A 17,781-nucleotide genomic window follows, 5' to 3' on the forward strand; every position below is an offset into this window, starting at 1 on the left:
TCACGGTCACGGTGATTCCGAATACAGCTCCGGTGGTATCCATTACATCTCCAGTTGATGGCGCCTTGTACCTGCTTGGAGAAAGTATCAACTTCACTGCTACAGCGAATGATACCGAACACGGCAACTTGGATTCTACTCTTGAATGGAGTACAGATCTTGACGGAGTGATCGGAACGGGAGGCTCGATCTCCACGTCAACGCTTTCGGCTGGATCGCACACTACGGTGGCGACTGCGATAGACCCAGGCTTGCTGGTGGGATCGGATGCGATTACGATCACCGTGCATGATCCGGAAGGACCAGTCGTTTCTGACGACTTTAGTTCTGAAGAACTGGATACGCTCGAATGGGGCTTCGTGAATCCAGTCGGTGACGGCACCTTTACCGTGAGCGGCGGATTGCTGAGGATTACCGTTCCCGGAGGTGTTGATCATGATGTTTGGACGGGTGGTAACCGATCCGCTCGCGTAATGCAGGAAATCGCGGACGAAGACTTCGATCTCCATGTGAAGTTTGAATCAGAGCCGGATACAGCCTTCCAAAGCCAAGGTCTGCTGATCGAAGCGAACGGATCCAACTTCATACGTTTCGACTACTATTCCGATGGAACGACGCTCTACGTTTTTGCAGCGAACTTCATCGATGGCGCGCCGAACGTGTTGTTCAATAGAGTGGTATCGAGCTCTCCAGCACACTTCTTGCGCGTATCCCGTTCGGGGGATGACTTTACGCTGCAACACTCGTCCAACGGTACGAACTGGACTACGCGGGCGGTTGTTAATCGTGTGATGTCAGTGAACAAAGTGGGCGTATTCGCGGGGAATGCGTCGGGCAGCGACTCGCCGGAATTTACCGCAATCGTGGACTACGTCTTTAACACGGATTCGCCAATCAATCCTGAAGATGATGGAGTTTCGAATACGCCGCCCTTGGTGACGATTACGACTCCGTTGCACGGCTCAACCTTGGTGCAAGGCGATACGATTGACTTTACTGGAATGGCGGACGACCTGGAGGATGGAGACCTGACCTCTTCGTTGACCTGGAGCACGGATCTTAACGGTGCTCTGCCCGGGACGGGCGGTTCCATTTCGGTTTCAACTCTCTCGATTGGAGTCCACGAAGTCACTGCTTCGGCGACTGATTCTGGGACTCTATCGGGGAATGCCTCAATAACCGTTACGGTTAATGCGCCTTAGTGCACGTGTCTAATACTAACAGTTGAGAGGCCGTTTGAATATTGGTCGGTATGCATGTAGACTGACGGTTCTACAGTGTATCGTTCTAACCTCCTCACTGAATTCAAAAATATAGTACATTATGAAAGTAGCCATCCTAGCTGGGGGAGTCGGAAGTCGGCTTTCCGAAGAAACCACTGTGAAACCTAAACCTATGGTAGAGATTGGCGGGATGCCGATTCTCTGGCATATCATGAAGCTCTATTCAGAATTCGACTACAACGATTTCGTAGTCGCATTAGGATACAAGGGGAAGTGCATCAAAAAGTACTTCTTCGATTATTGTTCGCTCGAAAGCAACCTGACGGTGCAGTTGAGCGAGGGAACTGTAGTTCGTCACAAGAACAATGCTCCGAACTGGAATGTCGAGTTGATCGACACCGGGATTTCCACGCTCACTGGTGGCCGTATCAAGAGACTGCAACCTTACATCGGAAACGAACGCTTCATGCTGACCTGGGGTGATGGCGTTTCAGATGTCAACTTCGACAGGCTTCTAGATTTTCATCGATCGCATGGAAAGCTGGCCACAGTTACCGCTGTGCGACCAACGGCCCGTTTTGGCCATATGAAGTTTGATGGCGATGCGGTGAGCGAGTTTTCCGAGAAGCCTCAAGCCGCTGAAGGTTGGATTAATGGAGCCTTCTTCGTACTCGAGCCAGAGATTTTCGATTATATCGAGGGAGATGAAACCCAATGGGAAAAGGAGCCGATGGAGCGACTGGCCCGAGATGGGGAATTGATGGCCTATCGGCATGAAGGCTTTTGGCAATGTATGGATACATTGAGAGATAAGAACTACCTGGAGACCATGTGGCAAAAGGGCGATGCGCCTTGGAACACTTGGGAGAAGTCGAAGATAGCCACTGCAGCGAGGTAGAGCCTCGTCCTCCGCCGCCCCTTGAGGGCAGCGTCAACTCTTTTAGAAATAATAACCAGTTACCCTATATATATTATGCATGTACTTGTTACCGGCCATCTAGGCTATATTGGCACCGTTCTATCACCCATGCTCCAAGAAAAGGGCTTTGATATTGTCGGGCTAGACAGTGACCTTTTTCGAGCGAGCACCTTTGGAGAGAATGTGCCAGACATCCCTCATATTCGAAAGGACATCCGTGATGTCACAGTTGACGACCTGAAGGGATTCGACGCAGTTCTGCACCTGGCGGGGCTTTCCAATGATCCGCTTGGCGATATTGATCCAGATCTCACCTACAGCATCAACCATCTAGGCTCAGTGAGACTCGCTCAGCTTTCGAAGGAGGCTGGAGTGAAGCGGTTTGTCTTCTCGTCCTCTTGTAGTACCTATGGCGCGGGAGGGGAGGGCTTGATCGATGAGTCTTCGGAATTCAATCCGGTCACGCCTTATGGGAACTCGAAAGTCCTGGCGGAGGCTGACATTGCCGAGCTTGCGGACGACAACTTCTGTCCGACTTACTTGCGCAATGCGACCGCCTATGGTGTGTCGCCTCGTCTGCGGTTCGACTTGGTCGTAAACAATCTGACGGCTTGGGCTTACACTACTGGAAAGGTGCACCTCAAGAGTGATGGTAGCGCATGGCGGCCTTTGGTTCACATCGAGGACATTTCGAGAGCCTTCGTTGCCGTGTTGCAGGAAGAGCAGGATGCTGTATTCAATCAAGCATTCAACATCGGAGTTCCAGATGAGAACTACCGCGTCAGAGAGATCGCGGAGATCGTGCGTGACGTAGTTCCTAACTCCACCTTGCGTTTCGCATCTGGAGCCTCGGCGGATACGCGTTGCTATCGGGTGAGTTTCGAAAAAGCGATCAAGACGCTTACTCACTATAAACCGCAGTGGACGGTTAAGAAGGGCGTGGAGCAGTGCTACGAAGCGTACTGCAAACACGATGTGACCCTCGAAGAATTCGAAGGTCCTAAGTATCAGAGGCTCGCTCACATTCGTTCGCTGATAGAGCGTGGTGACATAGACAAAAATCTACGCTTCCAAGTTGAAGTTGAACTTGCAGGAGGGAGCGCACGATGAAGGGTCTGACGCTAAATACGATCACGCCATTGGAGGGGACGACCGAATCATCGATTTTCCAAGAACGTTGCAACGATGCTCAGTGTCGCGGATGCGGTCACGTTGGCTTGTTGCCGGTTTTGGATCTAGGGATGATGCCGCCCTCAGATAGGATTCTCCGCAAGGATCAACTTGATGAGGAAGAACGTAGATTCCCTCTCGATGTTGGATTCTGTCCTGAGTGTTCGCTGATGCAGATCTTGGAGACTGTTTCGCCCGAGTTTCTATTCGGTCCGGACTATATGTACTTTTCATCGTTCTCGCCGGCTTGGCTCGAACACTGTCGTGGAAATGCGTTGGATCTGATTGAGTCCCGTAAACTTGATGAATCGAGTTTGGTCGTGGAGCTTGCGAGCAATGACGGATATTTGCTTAAGAATTTCGTCGAGAAAGGGGTGCCCGTACTTGGTATCGACCCCGCTCCAAGGCAAGCCGCCGCTGCGGAGAAAATCGGTGTTCCTACTTTGAATACATTCTTTTCCTCGGAGGTTGCAGAGAAGCTGAAGTCCGAAGGCAAACAAGCGGATGTCATCATTGGCAACAACGTGCTTGCTCACGTGGCGGACACCCACGGCTTTGTGGAAGGAATTCACACGCTTTTGAAGCCGGACGGTGTGGTCGCTATCGAAGCCCCTTACGCTCGAGACTTGGTCGATCATTGTGAGTTTGATACGATCTATCATGAGCATCTATGCTACTTCTCTTTAACTTCGGTCGATCAATTGATGCGCCGTCACGGTCTCTATCTGAATCATGCGAAGCGCTTGCCGACGCATGGAGGTTCGGTCCGTTATTATATCGAGAAGGTCGAGAATCCATCGAGTGATCTCAAGCGGCTCCTAAAGGAGGAGCAGGATTTGGGCATGACTCAGATCGACTACTACCGGGACTTCGCTCGACGGGTTCAGTCCATTCGCGAAGACCTGTATCGAACGGTGACGGAACTTCGTGAGGAAGGAAAGCGAGTGGCGGCCTACGGTGCGGCGGCAAAGGGCACCATCATGTTGAACTCTGCCGGTTTGGATGTTTCGACGATCGATTATGTAGTGGACCGAAACACGCATAAACACGGTTGGCTCATGCCGGGAGTCCATGTTGAAATCCTCCCGGTAGAAAAACTGCTGGAAGACCAGCCTGACTATGTGGTTTTGCTCCCTTGGAATTTCTCCAAGGAGATTCTGGATCAGCAATCTGAATACAGAAAGCGTGGCGGGAAGTTTATCATTCCCGTGCCCGAAGTCCACATCGTCTAACTCCAGAGTCCGATGACAGTTATAACAGAGAAACTCGAAGCTGGGTCACAGTCTGCCTTGCTGGAGAATCCGGGGAATACGAAGTCGGTTTGCCCAAATTGCGAATCGGCGAAGATGGAACCGTTCTATGAAGTGAAGGGAATTCCTGTTCACTCGGTACTGTTGATGCCGACGCGGGATCATGCAGCGAACTATCCGAAGGGTGACCTGAAACTCGGTTTCTGCCCATGCTGCGGGTTTGTTTCCAACATGGTCTTTGATCCGAAAGTCCATGAATACTCGACTTCCTGCGAGGAATCGCAGGGCTTTTCTCCGACCTTTAGCTCGTTCGCCCGCAAGCTCGCTCGGCGTTGGGTGGAGGACTATGATCTTCATGGGAAGACGGTACTTGAGATTGGCTGTGGCAAAGGGGAGTTTCTGGCGATGATGGTTGAGGAAGGCGCTGGCGAAGGCATTGGCATGGACCCGGCCTTTGTTCCCGAAAGATTGGATACGCCAGTTTCGTCTCATCTGGCGTTCATCCAGGATCTCTATGATGAACGCTACACGCATTTGTCGGCGGATGCGATATGTTGTCGCCATACCTTGGAGCACATATCGCCTACCAGTTCCTTTATGCGGATGGTTCGCAAGACGATCGGCGACCGGCCTGATACGGTATTGCTCTTTGAGCTGCCAGACGTGTACCGCGTATTGAAGGAGGCGGCTTTCTGGGACATCTATTACGAGCACTGTTCCTATTTCACTACCGGTTCTCTTGCTCGTCTCTTCCGTAAGCATGGGTTCGATCCGTTGGAGTTGGAACTTGAATACGATGATCAGTACATCGTCATAGCCGGTAGACCTAACTCTGGGAAACCGAGTCCTAAGCTGGCAGGCGAAGATGATCTGGAGTCCGTTCGCTTGGAGATGAGGCGCTTTGCGGAGCGTTTTCGAATCCAGAAGGAGAGTTGGCTCGGTCGCTTGAACGAGCTACGTGCGGACGGTAAGAGAACCGTCCTCTGGGGCGGCGGTTCCAAGGCGGTTTCCTTCCTGACCACGCTTGGACTTACCGAGCAGATCGATTTTGTTGTGGATATCAATCCGCACAAGCATGGGAAGTTCGTTCCGGGCACCGGGCACGCTGTTAAGAGTCCGGAGGCATTAAGAACGGAAAAGCCGGACTGTGTTGTTCTGATGAACCCGATCTACCTCAAGGAAGTTGGAGCCCAACTGAGCGGCATGGGGCTGAGCCCCGATATTATTCCTGTCTAAACTCCTCTGAACCGCAGACGCTCACCGAAGCGCGAAACGCCGCATAAGGAGTACCTGCTTTAAATCACAACTCGTGTGGATACGTGAACCTCATTCTCCGTGATGGGAGAATGAGTTCTCGTGTTTGCTATACCTCAAAACCTAGAAATAACCAATTTTGGAGCGAACGATTGCTATGAGCGCGACCTGTCCTATTTGCCACTCAGAAGAGTGTGAGGAATTTCTTACCCTACCTTCCATGCCGGTTTCGATCGGAGTGCAATGGCCGTCGAAAGCTGAAGCGTGCTCGTGCGAGCGTGGGGACTTTCAATTGGCTTTTTGTGGTTCTTGCGGATTCGTGTGGAACCGGGCGTTTGACGAGAGTCTTCTAGAGTACTCGCAGCGATACGACAATTCGTTGGATTTTTCGACTGTCTTTCAAGGCTATGCCAATGATCTGGCTAAGAGGCTCGTTGATAAGTACGAGATTCGAAACAAGCAGGTGGTCGAGCTAGGCTGTGGAAAGGGGCATTTTCTGTCACTGCTTTGTGAGCAAGGTAATAACGGAGGTATCGGGTTTGATCCGAGCTATGAAGGCGAACGGTTCGAGAGTTCTGCGTCTTCAAGAATCAATTACGTGCAAGATTTTTACGGCGAGAAATACACGGATGAACAGGGGGATCTGGTTTGTTGCAGGCATGTGTTGGAACACATCAAGGATCCTGATTCTTTTATCACGTCCGTTCGCCATACGATTGGAGATAGGCACGATACGATCGTGTATTTCGAAGTTCCAAACATACGCCTGATACTGAAGCAACTGTCCGTTTGGGACATCATTTATGAGCACTGCAATTACTTCAGTATCGAATCTTTGACTACTCTGTTTCGAAGGAAAGGGTTTGAAATTCTCAATGCAGAAGAGACGTACCAGGAACAGTTCCTGAGCCTAGAGACGCGGGTGGCGAAATCTAGCGCCACGACTGATATTGCTGTGAGAAACGATTTAAATGACCTCGCTCAATTGATTCGTTCGTTTTCGGCGAAACTCGAAGCTCGAATTTCGAAGTGGAGCAAACGTCTTGCAGAGTACCGCGCTAAGGAAAAGCGTGTCGTGATCTGGGGTGGTGGGGCCAAGACCGTTAGCTTTCTCAACATGCTCAATATCGACAGTTTGATTTCGCATGTTGTCGACATAAACCCGCACAAACAGGGGCTCCATTTGGCTGGAACGGGACAGCTGATTGTATCACCGGAGTTCCTGATAACCGAGAAGCCTGATGTCGTGATCCTCATGAATCCGATCTATCGCTCCGAAGTGGAAGCGCAGTTGATCGATATGGGCATCCAGGCCGATCTCATCGAAGTGTGAATGTCGCCGCGTTTGCGGCATTCATTGATAGTAAATCCTAAACCACATAACCGATTCCTCAGGGGATTGGATTACTCCAATGCTAAGACAATGCTGGACCTCCATTCTCGCCCTTGGAGCCGCTGCTGTTAGCTTTACTGCGTCTGTAAGCGGCCAATTTCATTGGCAATCTCTACCTAACTTTAGCCATGCTGGCTACAAAGGTGGAGGAGTGCCGTTACCTAACGATGTCCCGACGGTTTTAACGGTTAATCCGGAGGTGGGCGATGACACTGAGCGTATTCAGAATGCTATAGATCAGGTTTCAGCGATGCCGATTCAGGCCAACGGGTATCGAGGAGCCGTTCTTCTGACTGCGGGAACGTATGAGGTGACAACCGAGCTGCGAATTGCGAGCGATGGAGTCGTATTGAGGGGGGAAGGGCAGGATGTTTCTGTTATCGATTTTGATGGTTCTGATCCCTTTGGATATGCGTTGCTGATCGGAGGGGGGAGCTATGATGATTGGAAGACTCAAGTGCCCGACACGATTCAACCGATCACGACTTCGTTCATTCCTATAGGGTCCTATAGCTTCGCAATCGAAGATGCTTCTGATTACAGCGTTGGAGATGAAATTGTGATTTGGCACGAAGCGAAAAGCGCTTGGTTTGAGTCGGTGGATCAAGGGGGAGTGATCAACGAAACGCCGTGGGAGTTTCAGGACAATTGGGAGGATGTTCGGTACCGGAGGATCATTACGAATATCGACGGGCATGTATTGACGGTCGATGCTCCGGTCTTCATGGATTTGGATTGGTCGCTCGCCTCACTGTGGGTTTATAAGTACGACCGGCCTGCGATAAACGAGAACATAGGGATTGAGGACTTCACCATAAACATCGTTACCGAAAGTGAGTCCGACGAAACGCAGGCGAGAATCGCAGTTCATTGGCGGGGTGCCGATGATTGCTGGGCGCGTAGAGTGACGACCAGACACTTTTGGGATGCCGGTTTCCGTTTCTCTGGAGCGGTTCACTGTACGGTGGAAGATTGTAGCGCCGTTGAACCTCATTCTTTGGTCGGCGGGGCTAGGCGGTACAATTTCCATTCGAATTCGGCCCAGCTTATCCTATTCAAAAATTGCTACGCGAATAACGCGAGGCATGCCTTTGTGACCAACGGGCACGCGAACGACTCCGGGATTGTCTTCCTCGACTGCGAAGCGGAGAATAACATCACTTCAAGTGAGTGTCACCAAAGATGGACTACAGGGGTACTGTTCGATAGCATCGCTTTCACTGGAGAAGCGATTACTCCAACCCAGAACGGAACCGTTCTCTTGCTTGGCAATAGAGGGGATGCGGGGAATGCTCAGGGATGGGCGGCCGCCAATTGTGTCGCTTGGCGTTGTGATGCGACTGCGAACGGAAATCGGATTGTCCTACAGGATCCGCCAGGTTCAGCGCAAAACTACGCGATCGGTTGCCTCGGAAGCATCTCGGGGAGCTATAACTTCCCGGGAACGATAGGTCTGGTGAAACTGGTTTCGGATGTGGTGACCTGGCCACGTTCACTGTATGAGGCGCAAATAGCAGAGCGAGCGGCGGCTTCGAGTGATACCACAGCTCCAGCGGTACCGGGAAATCTGGATGGAGGTAATACTCCTGATGGAACGATTACACTGAGCTGGGATGCTATTTCAGGTGAGTCGGACGTTGTTTTTTATCGGATCTATCGAGATGGAATCGCGATCAATACGACTTTGAACACAACGTATGTGGATGGCGATTTAGTTCCGGAGACAACATACATTTATTCAATCGCTGCGGTAGATCACGCTGGCAATGTTTCGGGGCTGTCTGGAGGCAAGACGCTCACTACCCCCGCGGATTATACGGCTCCAGAAACGCCGCAACGGCCGACCGCGACTCCTAGCTCCGCTTTTTCGGTCGATTTGACCTGGCCTTTGAGCGGAGACGATTTCGGACTCGCGTTTTATCGCGTATACAGAAATGGGGTACAAATCGGTTCTACGGGTGGAACGAGTTTCTCCGACTCTGGTTTGAGCGCGGGGGTAACCTATTTCTATGCCGTGCGGGCAGTTGATTTGGCGGGCAATCCTTCCGCGATGTCGCCCATGATCCTTGTGACGACTCCTTCGGCTGGATACGATCCGTTCCTGTGGCTGGGTATGCCCTTTGAACAGGAAACGGGAGATTCGGTTTTGGATGTCACCGACAACAACAACGATGGTTTGCTTGTTGGCAACGCGATGAGAGTTGCCAACGGCAGGTTTGGTCGAGCCTTGGAGTTTAACGGTGTGAGTGGGCATGTGGATTTAGGCAATCTCGATATTCCGTCTACGGCGATGAGTATCGCTGCATGGATCAGGCCCGATGACTTTGGCATTAGCGATGCCCGGATAATTTCCAAAGCGACGGGGACGGCGGAGGATGACCATATCTGGATGCTAAGCACGATCAGTAGTGGTGGGACAAAACTACGTTTTCGCCTGAAGACCTTCGGTTCCTTCGCGACGAGTACCCTGGTCGGCTCGACTTCTATTCCTGTCGGGGGGTGGACGCATGTTGCGGCTACTTACGATGGGGCGACGATGCGTATCTACATCAATGGCGTCTTGGATGGTTCGATGCCTCGAGTCGGTAATGTATTTGAGGATACAACGGTATCTGCTACGATTGGCAATCATCCGTTTGGGGGTAAGGCGTTCGATGGGCTTATAGACGATGTTAGGATCTACCGTCGCGCATTGAGTGGGGCGGACGTGCTCGCGGCATTGAATGAATCGGTCAATTCTACGGGTACAACGGATTCCGAGAATCCGAGTGTCCCGAGTTCCTTGACTGCGATCCGGCTATCGGAGACGCAAGCTCAGCTGAGTTGGAGTGCGGCGACGGATAATGTGGGAGTGCTCGGGTATATCGTTACGCGGGATGGAGTGGAGATCGGTAGCACAGCGGGCACAAGCTTTGTAGATCATGGCTTGGAGCCATTCTCGATTCACGAATACTCGATTGTGGCCTTCGACAGTTCCGGTAATCAATCGCTTGGATCAAATCTGGCGGTAATTGATACGAGCTCTTCCAATCAACCGCCGACGACTCCGCAGAACCTGGTTGTTGCAGGAGTCTCGCAAACGGAAATTGGGCTTTCCTGGGATCCTTCAGTTGATGACGGTGCTGTGACTGGCTATCGGATTTTCAGGGATTCGCTGCTTATTGGTACGGCTGCGACTACTAGCTACACCGACTCTGGATTGGCTGGTAACTCAAGCTACCAATACCAAGTGCAAGCGGTTGATGATGATGTGTTGTTTTCAACGTTGTCCGCTGCAGTGACTGGAATGACTTTCGCTCCGCCACCGAACGCGCTTCAGGAGCCGGGATTCGAGACCAGCACGATGCTTCCATGGAGGTTCTATACCAGTGGGTCTGGGAACGCGTCTCTTACGAGCCCCGGCTACTCTGGGAACAATGCGGCGAAGCTAACGATTAATACGACAGCCTCGAACATCCAGTTCTATCAAAATGATGTTCCGCTCGAACCAAACACGGAGTATCGATTGACCTTTGCGGCCTATTCGAGCTCTGGGCGTGACTTGAGAGTTTCTTTGCAGAAAAATAAGTCGCCCTATACCAACTACGGACTCAATCGGGCACGAGCGTACCTGACTCAGGAATGGCAGACGTTTACGATCGATTTCACGACGAAGAACTTCTACTCGCCGGTTGAGGATGGGCGTTTCTACTTTTGGCTCGGCAGTGATGCGAAAGGAGGGGACCGTTATTTCATTGATGATGTTGTGTTGAGCCCGCTAACGGCTTCGAATGGAGCGATTGATGTCAACGTATCGGGGCTCGGCTCGGTCGCCAAAAGCCCTGATCAACTGGCTTATCAGGCCGGACAACAGGTAACGCTCACGGCGACTCCGAATTCCGGTTGGGTATTCGATCGGTGGAGTGGTGATTTGGACAGTACGGATAATCCGCTCTCTGTTACGGTCGCGGGAGATCTTTCCGCAACTGCGGTGTTCACTCCGGTTGATGGATCAGCTGTATTCGATATCTGGTACGGCGACTCGCAGAAGTTCGGGATAAGGGGTATTCCTCAAGCGCAGATCAACATTCTCGGAAGCGTTGTTATCCCGGATCAAATCGAATCGCTGAGCTACGCTCTCAACGGTGTGCCAAAGGGGGCTCTGTCTATGGGGCCGGATGAAAATATCCGCTTGGCTCGTCCGGGTGATTTCAATGTCGAGATTCCGTTCCCTGACTTGCAGGATGGCTTAAACGTAGTGACTGTCACCGCGACTGGAATCGGCGGGGCTCAGTATTCCAAAGACATAAGCGTTAACGTTTTGATCAACAATGTATGGCCGTTGCCTTACACGGTGAATTGGTCTCAGGCGTCGACGATTGATGATGTCGCCCAAGTAGTAGACGGCAAGTGGGAGCTGGTTCCTAGTGGTGTGAAGGTCGTTGAATCGCATTACGATCGACTGATCGCGATAGGAGATATCGATTGGACGGACTACGAGGTGACCGTACCCATCACTGTTCATGGTTACGATCCGCAAGATGCTCCGCTAGAACCCTTGGTCGGTATCATGTTGAGATGGGATGGTCATGGCCAAGTGGGTACAGAGCAACCTGGAACTGAGTGGAGGCCGATAGGCGCCATGGGAGTTCACGGTTGGTACGAGGAAGGTGCAAGAGGCGGGCATCATTTCCAGATTTTCGAGACAGGCACTGATAAGTTCCCTGGATACCCCGGAATGACTCTACCCTTGGAAACCACCTACATTTTCAAGATGCGAGTGGAGACGACGTCTGCGGATGGGCCCGGCCTGTATCATTATAAGGTCTGGCCGCTGGGACAGGCGGAACCGAGCGAGTGGGGGATAACACGGCAAGCTGAGGAAGGCCTTAGCAAGGGCTCGATGATGTTGGTAGCTCACTATGTCGAAGCAACTTTCGGTAATGTGATTGTCAACAAGTTGAGCGAAGATACTGACGCCCCAACTGCTCCGCACAACTTGCAGGGAAGCATTCTGAGCGGAGGCGAAGTCTACCTCTCCTGGCCAGAGTCGACGGATAATACGGGGATCGCCTATTATCAGATTGTCCGAAACGCGATACCGTTCGCCCAAAGTTCTACTACAAATTTCACTGACGATACAGTGATTCCAGGGAATAGCTTCCGCTACCGAGTTTTGGCTGTCGACTTGGATGGCAATTTCTCGGACTCCTCCAATGAAGTAGTCTACGGGTTTGGTAGTCCTCCAATTGTGGATACGGACCTTTGGCTAGGCTTGGGATTCGAAGAAACCGGTGGCGCTCTCGCTTATGATCGTTCGGAAAATGGAAATGATGGGGTGCTCTCTAGTGGAGTGTTGCGTTCTACTGCTGGAAAATTTGGCCGAGGAATCGAGCTCGGCGTGGGCTCTGGTCAGGTCGACCTAGGAACCATGGATATTCCGAGTACTGCGTTCACTATGTCCGCGTGGATTAAGCCTGACTCGTTTAACGTGCTGGATGCCCGGATACTATCAAAGGCTTCTAGTGATAGCGAAGAGGATCACTTGTGGATGCTGAGCACCTTTTTAGGAAGTGGCGGCGTTAAAGCCCGCGTACGGATTAAAACAGACATCATCGGTACCCAGACCTTGGTAGGAAATACGAACCTGATCGCAGGCGAATGGACGCATTTGGCTGCCAGCTACGATGGTAATTGGATTCGCTTGTATGTGAATGGAGCGTTCGACTCAGCGATCGCCATGTCGGGCGATCTTGTGCAGGATGTTTCGGTTCCTGCTGCGATTGGCAACCAGCCGCACGGTGGCAAAGGTTTCGACGGTTTGATTGACGATGTTCAGATTCACTTGAGGAGACTAAGTGATGCGGAGATCGTGGCGTTGCAGAGCGCTTCAGTAACGCCTGTTAATCCGAACGACACCGAACCGCCAACGTCTCCGGGCTCTCTGACCGCTTCCTTGATTTCCGATACACGAGCCCAATTGTCGTGGGACGCCTCTACCGATAACATCGGAGTTATCGGATACAGTATTCTACGTGATGGTATACAACTATCCAATACAGTCGGAAATAGTTTCACCAATTCGAACCTGACCCCTGGGGCAGATCACGATTTCACGGTGGTTGCGTTCGACTTCGCTGGAAACAAGTCCCTGCCTTCAAATGTAGCTAATGTTGAAGTCCCGACTGATAACCAGCCTCCATCGGTTCCTCAGAACTTGCAAGCTACTGGGGCTTCTCAGACGGAGATCAACCTAACGTGGGATCCATCCACTGATGATGGCAGTGTTTCAGAGTACCGGATTTTCCGTGACACAGTACAAGTAGGAACAAGTTCGAATGCCAGCTACACGGACTCCGGTCTCGTCGCGGACTCGAGCTATGACTATCAGGTTCAGGCGGTAGACGATACTTCGATCGTTTCGGGACTCTCTGGGGTCGCTCGTGGAACGACTCTACCAGAACCTGAGCCAGCTCCAGGACCTGGGCCAAACGTTTTGCAGAATCCTGGTTTTGAATCGGGATCTCTGCCGACTTGGAGATTCTACACGAGCGGTTCAGGCGGAGCTTCAGTTGTTAGTCCTGGATACACGGGTTCCAATGCCGTAAAGCTGACGATCAACTCGAATGCATCGAATATCCAGCTATACCAGAACGATGTCCCTCTCGAGCCCAACACGGATTACCGACTGACGTTTGCTGCGTATTCGACTTCGGGAAGAGATTTTAGGGTTTCGCTGACCAAGCACTCGTCGCCGTATTCCAATTACGGAATCAATCGTGTCCGGAGTTATCTAACTATGGATTGGCAGGTGTTTACGATCGAGTTCACGACTAAGAACTTTAGTTCACCTGTGTCCGATGGCCGCCTCTATTTCTGGTTAGGCGACGACGCTAGGGCAGGGGATCGATATTACATCGACGATATCGTTTTGGCTCCCGTGGATTCGGCAGTCGCTCCTGACTCCCAAGCTCCGAGCGTGCCCGCTGGACTTTCCGCGACGTTGCTGTCGGATTCTCAGGTTCAACTCAACTGGAGCGGTTCTACCGATAACGTAGGCGTGGTTGGGTATAATATCTATCGCGATGGAGGACTGATCGGTAATACGTCTACAACCAGCTTTGTTGACTCGGGTCCGGTGCCTGGAAATAGCCACAATTACACTGTAGCGGCTTATGATCTGGCGGGTAACCAATCGGCTCCATCTAGTGGAGAGACGGTTGTCATTCCAGCACCGAGTCAACCGCCGTCGATCCCGCAAAACCTCGCTGCTTTGGGGACTTCGCAAACCGAGATTAGCGTGACATGGGATGCATCTACAGATGATGGATCAGTTGTGGAATATCGAGTTTACCGGGACTCAGCCCTCATTGGTACGAGCTCTTCGACAAGTTACAACGACTCTGGCTTAACGGCGGATACATCGTATCAATATCAAGTTTTGGCAGTTGACGACGAGTCTAACGCTTCTGGTTTGTCGGATGCGGAAACCGGAACGACTTTGCCCGCTCCGAGCGGCGATCCTGAGCCAAATGCTCTGCAAAATCCAGACTTTGAATCTGGAGCCGTCACCCCATGGCGATTCTACACAAGTGGATCGGGTGGAGCATCAGTCGTCAGTCCGGGATTCTCTAGCGCCAACGCCGTGCAGGTTGCAGTGAACAACGCGGCATCGAATATTCAGCTTTTCCAGAATGACTTGCCGCTTCAGCCAAACACGAATTATCGCCTGACGTTCAATGCGTATTCGAATTCTGGACGCGACTTTAGAGTGTCGCTTCAGAAGGATTCGTCTCCTTATACGAACTACGGTCTCAACAGGGTGAGAGCCTATCTCACCTCCGGATGGCAAAGTTTCACCATCGAGTTCAATACTCGGAACTTCAGCTCTCCAGTCACGGATGGAAGGCTATCCTTCTGGTTTGCAAACGATGCAAGGGCGGGCGACCGGTACTTCATCGATGATGTCGTGTTGACCGAGCTGTAATCCCGTAAAACTGCACGATTAGTCAGTGAATCCACTATTTTCCCCTAAAACCTCTCCGAGCCGCTGTACAGGGCTCTAAACGTCACTACTGTTTGACCTTATTCTGTACGAAACCCGCAACTCTTTCCACGGATACCTTTGGCTATCTCGATGATGGCGACGAACTGTGCCGTGGTTGAATCCAACCCTCCTATGTTCCATGAGCAATAAGACAGAGAATTCTCAAGATTACCTCAACCTATCGACTAACACCCGCGAGGTTGCGGTGGCGCGAGACACGGCGGAGTCCTACATGGAGCATCTTTTTGAGGTGCCCGGATATTTCTCCCGGCTCGACGCTGAGCTGTTCGCTCATTGCTGCAGGGAGCAGCATGATTTGGGGGTTGAGGGCGATCTCTTGGAGATAGGCGTGTGGTACGGTCGCTCTGCAGTTTTGCTAGGTTTTCTCAAATTTGGTTCTGAGCAATTGCATGTAAACGACTTGTTCGGGCAGCTTCCGAAGACGGAAACGGGGCGAAGCGAACTCGAGCAAGCGGGGCCAATTAAATTGCCGACAACGGATGACTTTCTTGGCCACTACCTGAGGTATCACGACTCAAACCCTGTGATTCATCGTGGCCCGTCTACGGAGGTTAGGGACGATCTTGCGAAGGGGACCTACCGGTTCATTCACATTGACGGAAGCCACACCCAGGAGGCCGTGGCGCACGACATCAAACTCGCACGTGAGCTTTTGAAGGAAGGTGGCATCATCGTGTTCGACGATTATTCCAATACCGACCACCTTGGGGTGGCCGCGGCGCTTTGGCCCGCTCTGGCCGAGAGCGATATCGCTCCGTTTGCGGCGACGCCGTCTAAGCTGTATGCGACTTTGGGCCTCCAGCAGGCGGGGGAATACAGGCAGGATTTGCTCTCGTGGGCGAATCAGCACGACTTGCTCGTACGGGAGCAAACGGTTAATAACTCGAAACTGCTTTCATTGCGGACAAAGTTCAATCGAGTGAATTGGATAGCGAACCGGATCAAACGGTCTCTGCCCAATCGGCTAAGGCGTATGGTCGCAGCTGAGCGTTTTTGAGATTAGAACCCATCGTTTCGGGCGGTTCATATTTGTATTCATGAGCCGTTACCAGTTCTCGTTTTAGAACCAACTGAAAATACAATGAACCGCCTCCGGGCGGTTTTTTCGTACCTGAAACCGATGGTTCCAGGGAATGCTCTTTTTAGCTGCGTTCCTACTCGGTACTGGGACTTCAAGAAGATATGAATAAATGCGATGGGGTGTTTGCTTCAACGCCGAGCCTATAATAAAATAAGATCATGCAAACGCAGACCGTGTGTCAAAAGCCTGAGTCAAATACTGTCGAGCAACAGACGAGAACGAGAGGGACTAGAACCTATGACTTAATTGTGGTGGGTGGCGGAATCGTGGGATTGGCCACTGCTATGAAGGTATTGGAGGATATGCCTCAGGCACGCGTCGCGCTGCTCGAGAAGGAGTCGAGTCTGGCGAGTCATCAGACCGGGAACAATAGCGGCGTGATTCACTCCGGACTCTATTACAAACCGGGTTCGCTTAAAGCTCAACACTGTCGCGAAGGCTATGAGTCCTTGATTTCATTTTGCCGTGAAGAGGGGATCAAGCATGACATTTGCGGCAAAGTCGTGGTGGCGACTGAGGAGTCGCAGCTTCCGTGGTTGGACGAGCTGTTAAGCCGGGGGCAGGCCAATGGCCTCGACGGTATCCGTAAGTTGGATGCGGATGGTATTCGGGAAATCGAGCCTCATTGCGCGGGGATCAAGGGACTCTTTGTTCCGCAAACCGGCATTGTCGACTACAAGGAGGTTTCTCGTAAATACGCGGAACGCGTACGATCGGCCGGTGGTGAGATAAGGCTTGATACCCGAGTGGTTGCAATCGAGCGCTCCTCGAACGGGCTGATTGAAATTGCTTCGGAAAACGAGACCTTCAGTTCGAAACTGCTGGTGGCTTGTGGCGGACTCCATGCGGACCGGCTCGCGATGCTGACAGAGCGCGATTTGCCTCTTCGCATTACCCCGTTTCGAGGGGAGTACTATACTCTCAAAAAATCAGCTTATAGTTTGGTGAACAACCTTATCTATCCGGTGCCTGATCCGGCGTTCCCGTTTCTCGGTGTACACTTCACACGTATGATTCATGGAGGCGTCGAGTGTGGGCCAAATGCAGTGTTTGCCTTTGCCAGGGAAGGTTATCGCAAAACCGACATTAGCTTGCGAGATACTTGGAGTGCTCTCAGCTGGCCTGGTTTCAGGAAGGTCGCTGGTAAGTACTGGAGAACGGGCCTCGGCGAGTTTTACCGGTCATTTAGCAAATCCGCCTTTGTGCATGCTCTCCAGCGTTTGGTGCCGGAGATCACGGAAGATTGCCTCGAGCCCGGCGGCGCAGGCGTGAGAGCCCAAGCCTGCAGTGTTGAAGGGCAGTTGATAGACGACTTCAGCATCATGGAGTCCAAAGGTGTGATTCACGTATGCAACTCGCCATCCCCCGCGGCGACCGCCTCGATTTCGATCGGAGCCTCGATCGCAAAAATGGCGGAACGCCAGTTGTCGTAGGTTTTCGTTAG

At 51.9% G+C, this 17,781-nt stretch carries 9 protein-coding genes (1 of these 9 only partly in view); all 9 read left to right on the forward strand.

Going from position 1 to position 17,781, the window contains the following annotated elements:
* On the forward strand, positions 1-1,202 hold the end of the coding sequence (locus tag JIN87_RS13820; protein WP_200356164.1) for a LamG-like jellyroll fold domain-containing protein. Its footprint begins 26,581 nt before the window's first position; 1,202 of the gene's 27,783 nt are visible here — the last part of the coding sequence; the start codon falls outside the window, past its left edge; its stop codon occupies positions 1,200-1,202.
* Positions 1,203-1,323: 121 nt separating this feature from the next.
* Positions 1,324-2,121: a glucose-1-phosphate cytidylyltransferase gene (gene rfbF / locus JIN87_RS13825; RefSeq protein ID WP_200356165.1), complete on the forward strand. Its 798-nt coding sequence runs from the start codon at positions 1,324-1,326 to the stop codon at positions 2,119-2,121.
* A gap of 75 nt (positions 2,122-2,196) precedes the next feature.
* Entirely contained in the window at positions 2,197-3,252 is a 1,056-nt protein-coding gene (locus JIN87_RS13830) for an NAD-dependent epimerase/dehydratase family protein (RefSeq protein ID WP_200356166.1), read from the forward strand.
* On the forward strand, positions 3,249-4,544 hold the full coding sequence (locus tag JIN87_RS13835) for a class I SAM-dependent methyltransferase (protein WP_200356167.1): 1,296 nt from the start codon (positions 3,249-3,251) through the stop codon (positions 4,542-4,544). Before JIN87_RS13830 ends, JIN87_RS13835 begins: the two co-directional genes overlap by 4 nt.
* A 12-nt stretch (positions 4,545-4,556) precedes the next feature.
* The gene (locus JIN87_RS13840) at positions 4,557-5,798 is read left to right on the forward strand and encodes a class I SAM-dependent methyltransferase (RefSeq protein ID WP_200356168.1); all 1,242 of its coding nucleotides are present in this window, start codon (positions 4,557-4,559) and stop codon (positions 5,796-5,798) included.
* 238 nt (positions 5,799-6,036) lie between these two features.
* Positions 6,037-7,149: a class I SAM-dependent methyltransferase gene (locus JIN87_RS13845; protein ID WP_200356169.1), complete on the forward strand. Its 1,113-nt coding sequence runs from the start codon at positions 6,037-6,039 to the stop codon at positions 7,147-7,149.
* Between the two features lie 79 nt (positions 7,150-7,228).
* Positions 7,229-15,175 carry a LamG-like jellyroll fold domain-containing protein gene (locus JIN87_RS13850; RefSeq protein ID WP_200356170.1) on the forward strand — a complete coding sequence of 2,649 codons (7,947 nt, stop codon included), beginning with the start codon at positions 7,229-7,231 and terminating at the stop codon, positions 15,173-15,175.
* A 199-nt stretch (positions 15,176-15,374) separates the two neighbouring features.
* Entirely contained in the window at positions 15,375-16,253 is an 879-nt protein-coding gene (locus JIN87_RS13855) for a class I SAM-dependent methyltransferase (RefSeq protein WP_200356171.1), read from the forward strand.
* A gap of 242 nt (positions 16,254-16,495) precedes the next feature.
* The gene (gene lhgO / locus JIN87_RS13860; RefSeq protein WP_200356172.1) at positions 16,496-17,770 is read left to right on the forward strand and encodes an L-2-hydroxyglutarate oxidase; all 1,275 of its coding nucleotides are present in this window, start codon (positions 16,496-16,498) and stop codon (positions 17,768-17,770) included.
* Positions 17,771-17,781: the final 11 nt, after the last annotated feature.

This window comes from Pelagicoccus mobilis (assembly GCF_016595505.1).
In the GTDB taxonomy this organism is placed as follows: Bacteria; Verrucomicrobiota; Verrucomicrobiia; order Opitutales; family Opitutaceae; genus Pelagicoccus; species Pelagicoccus mobilis.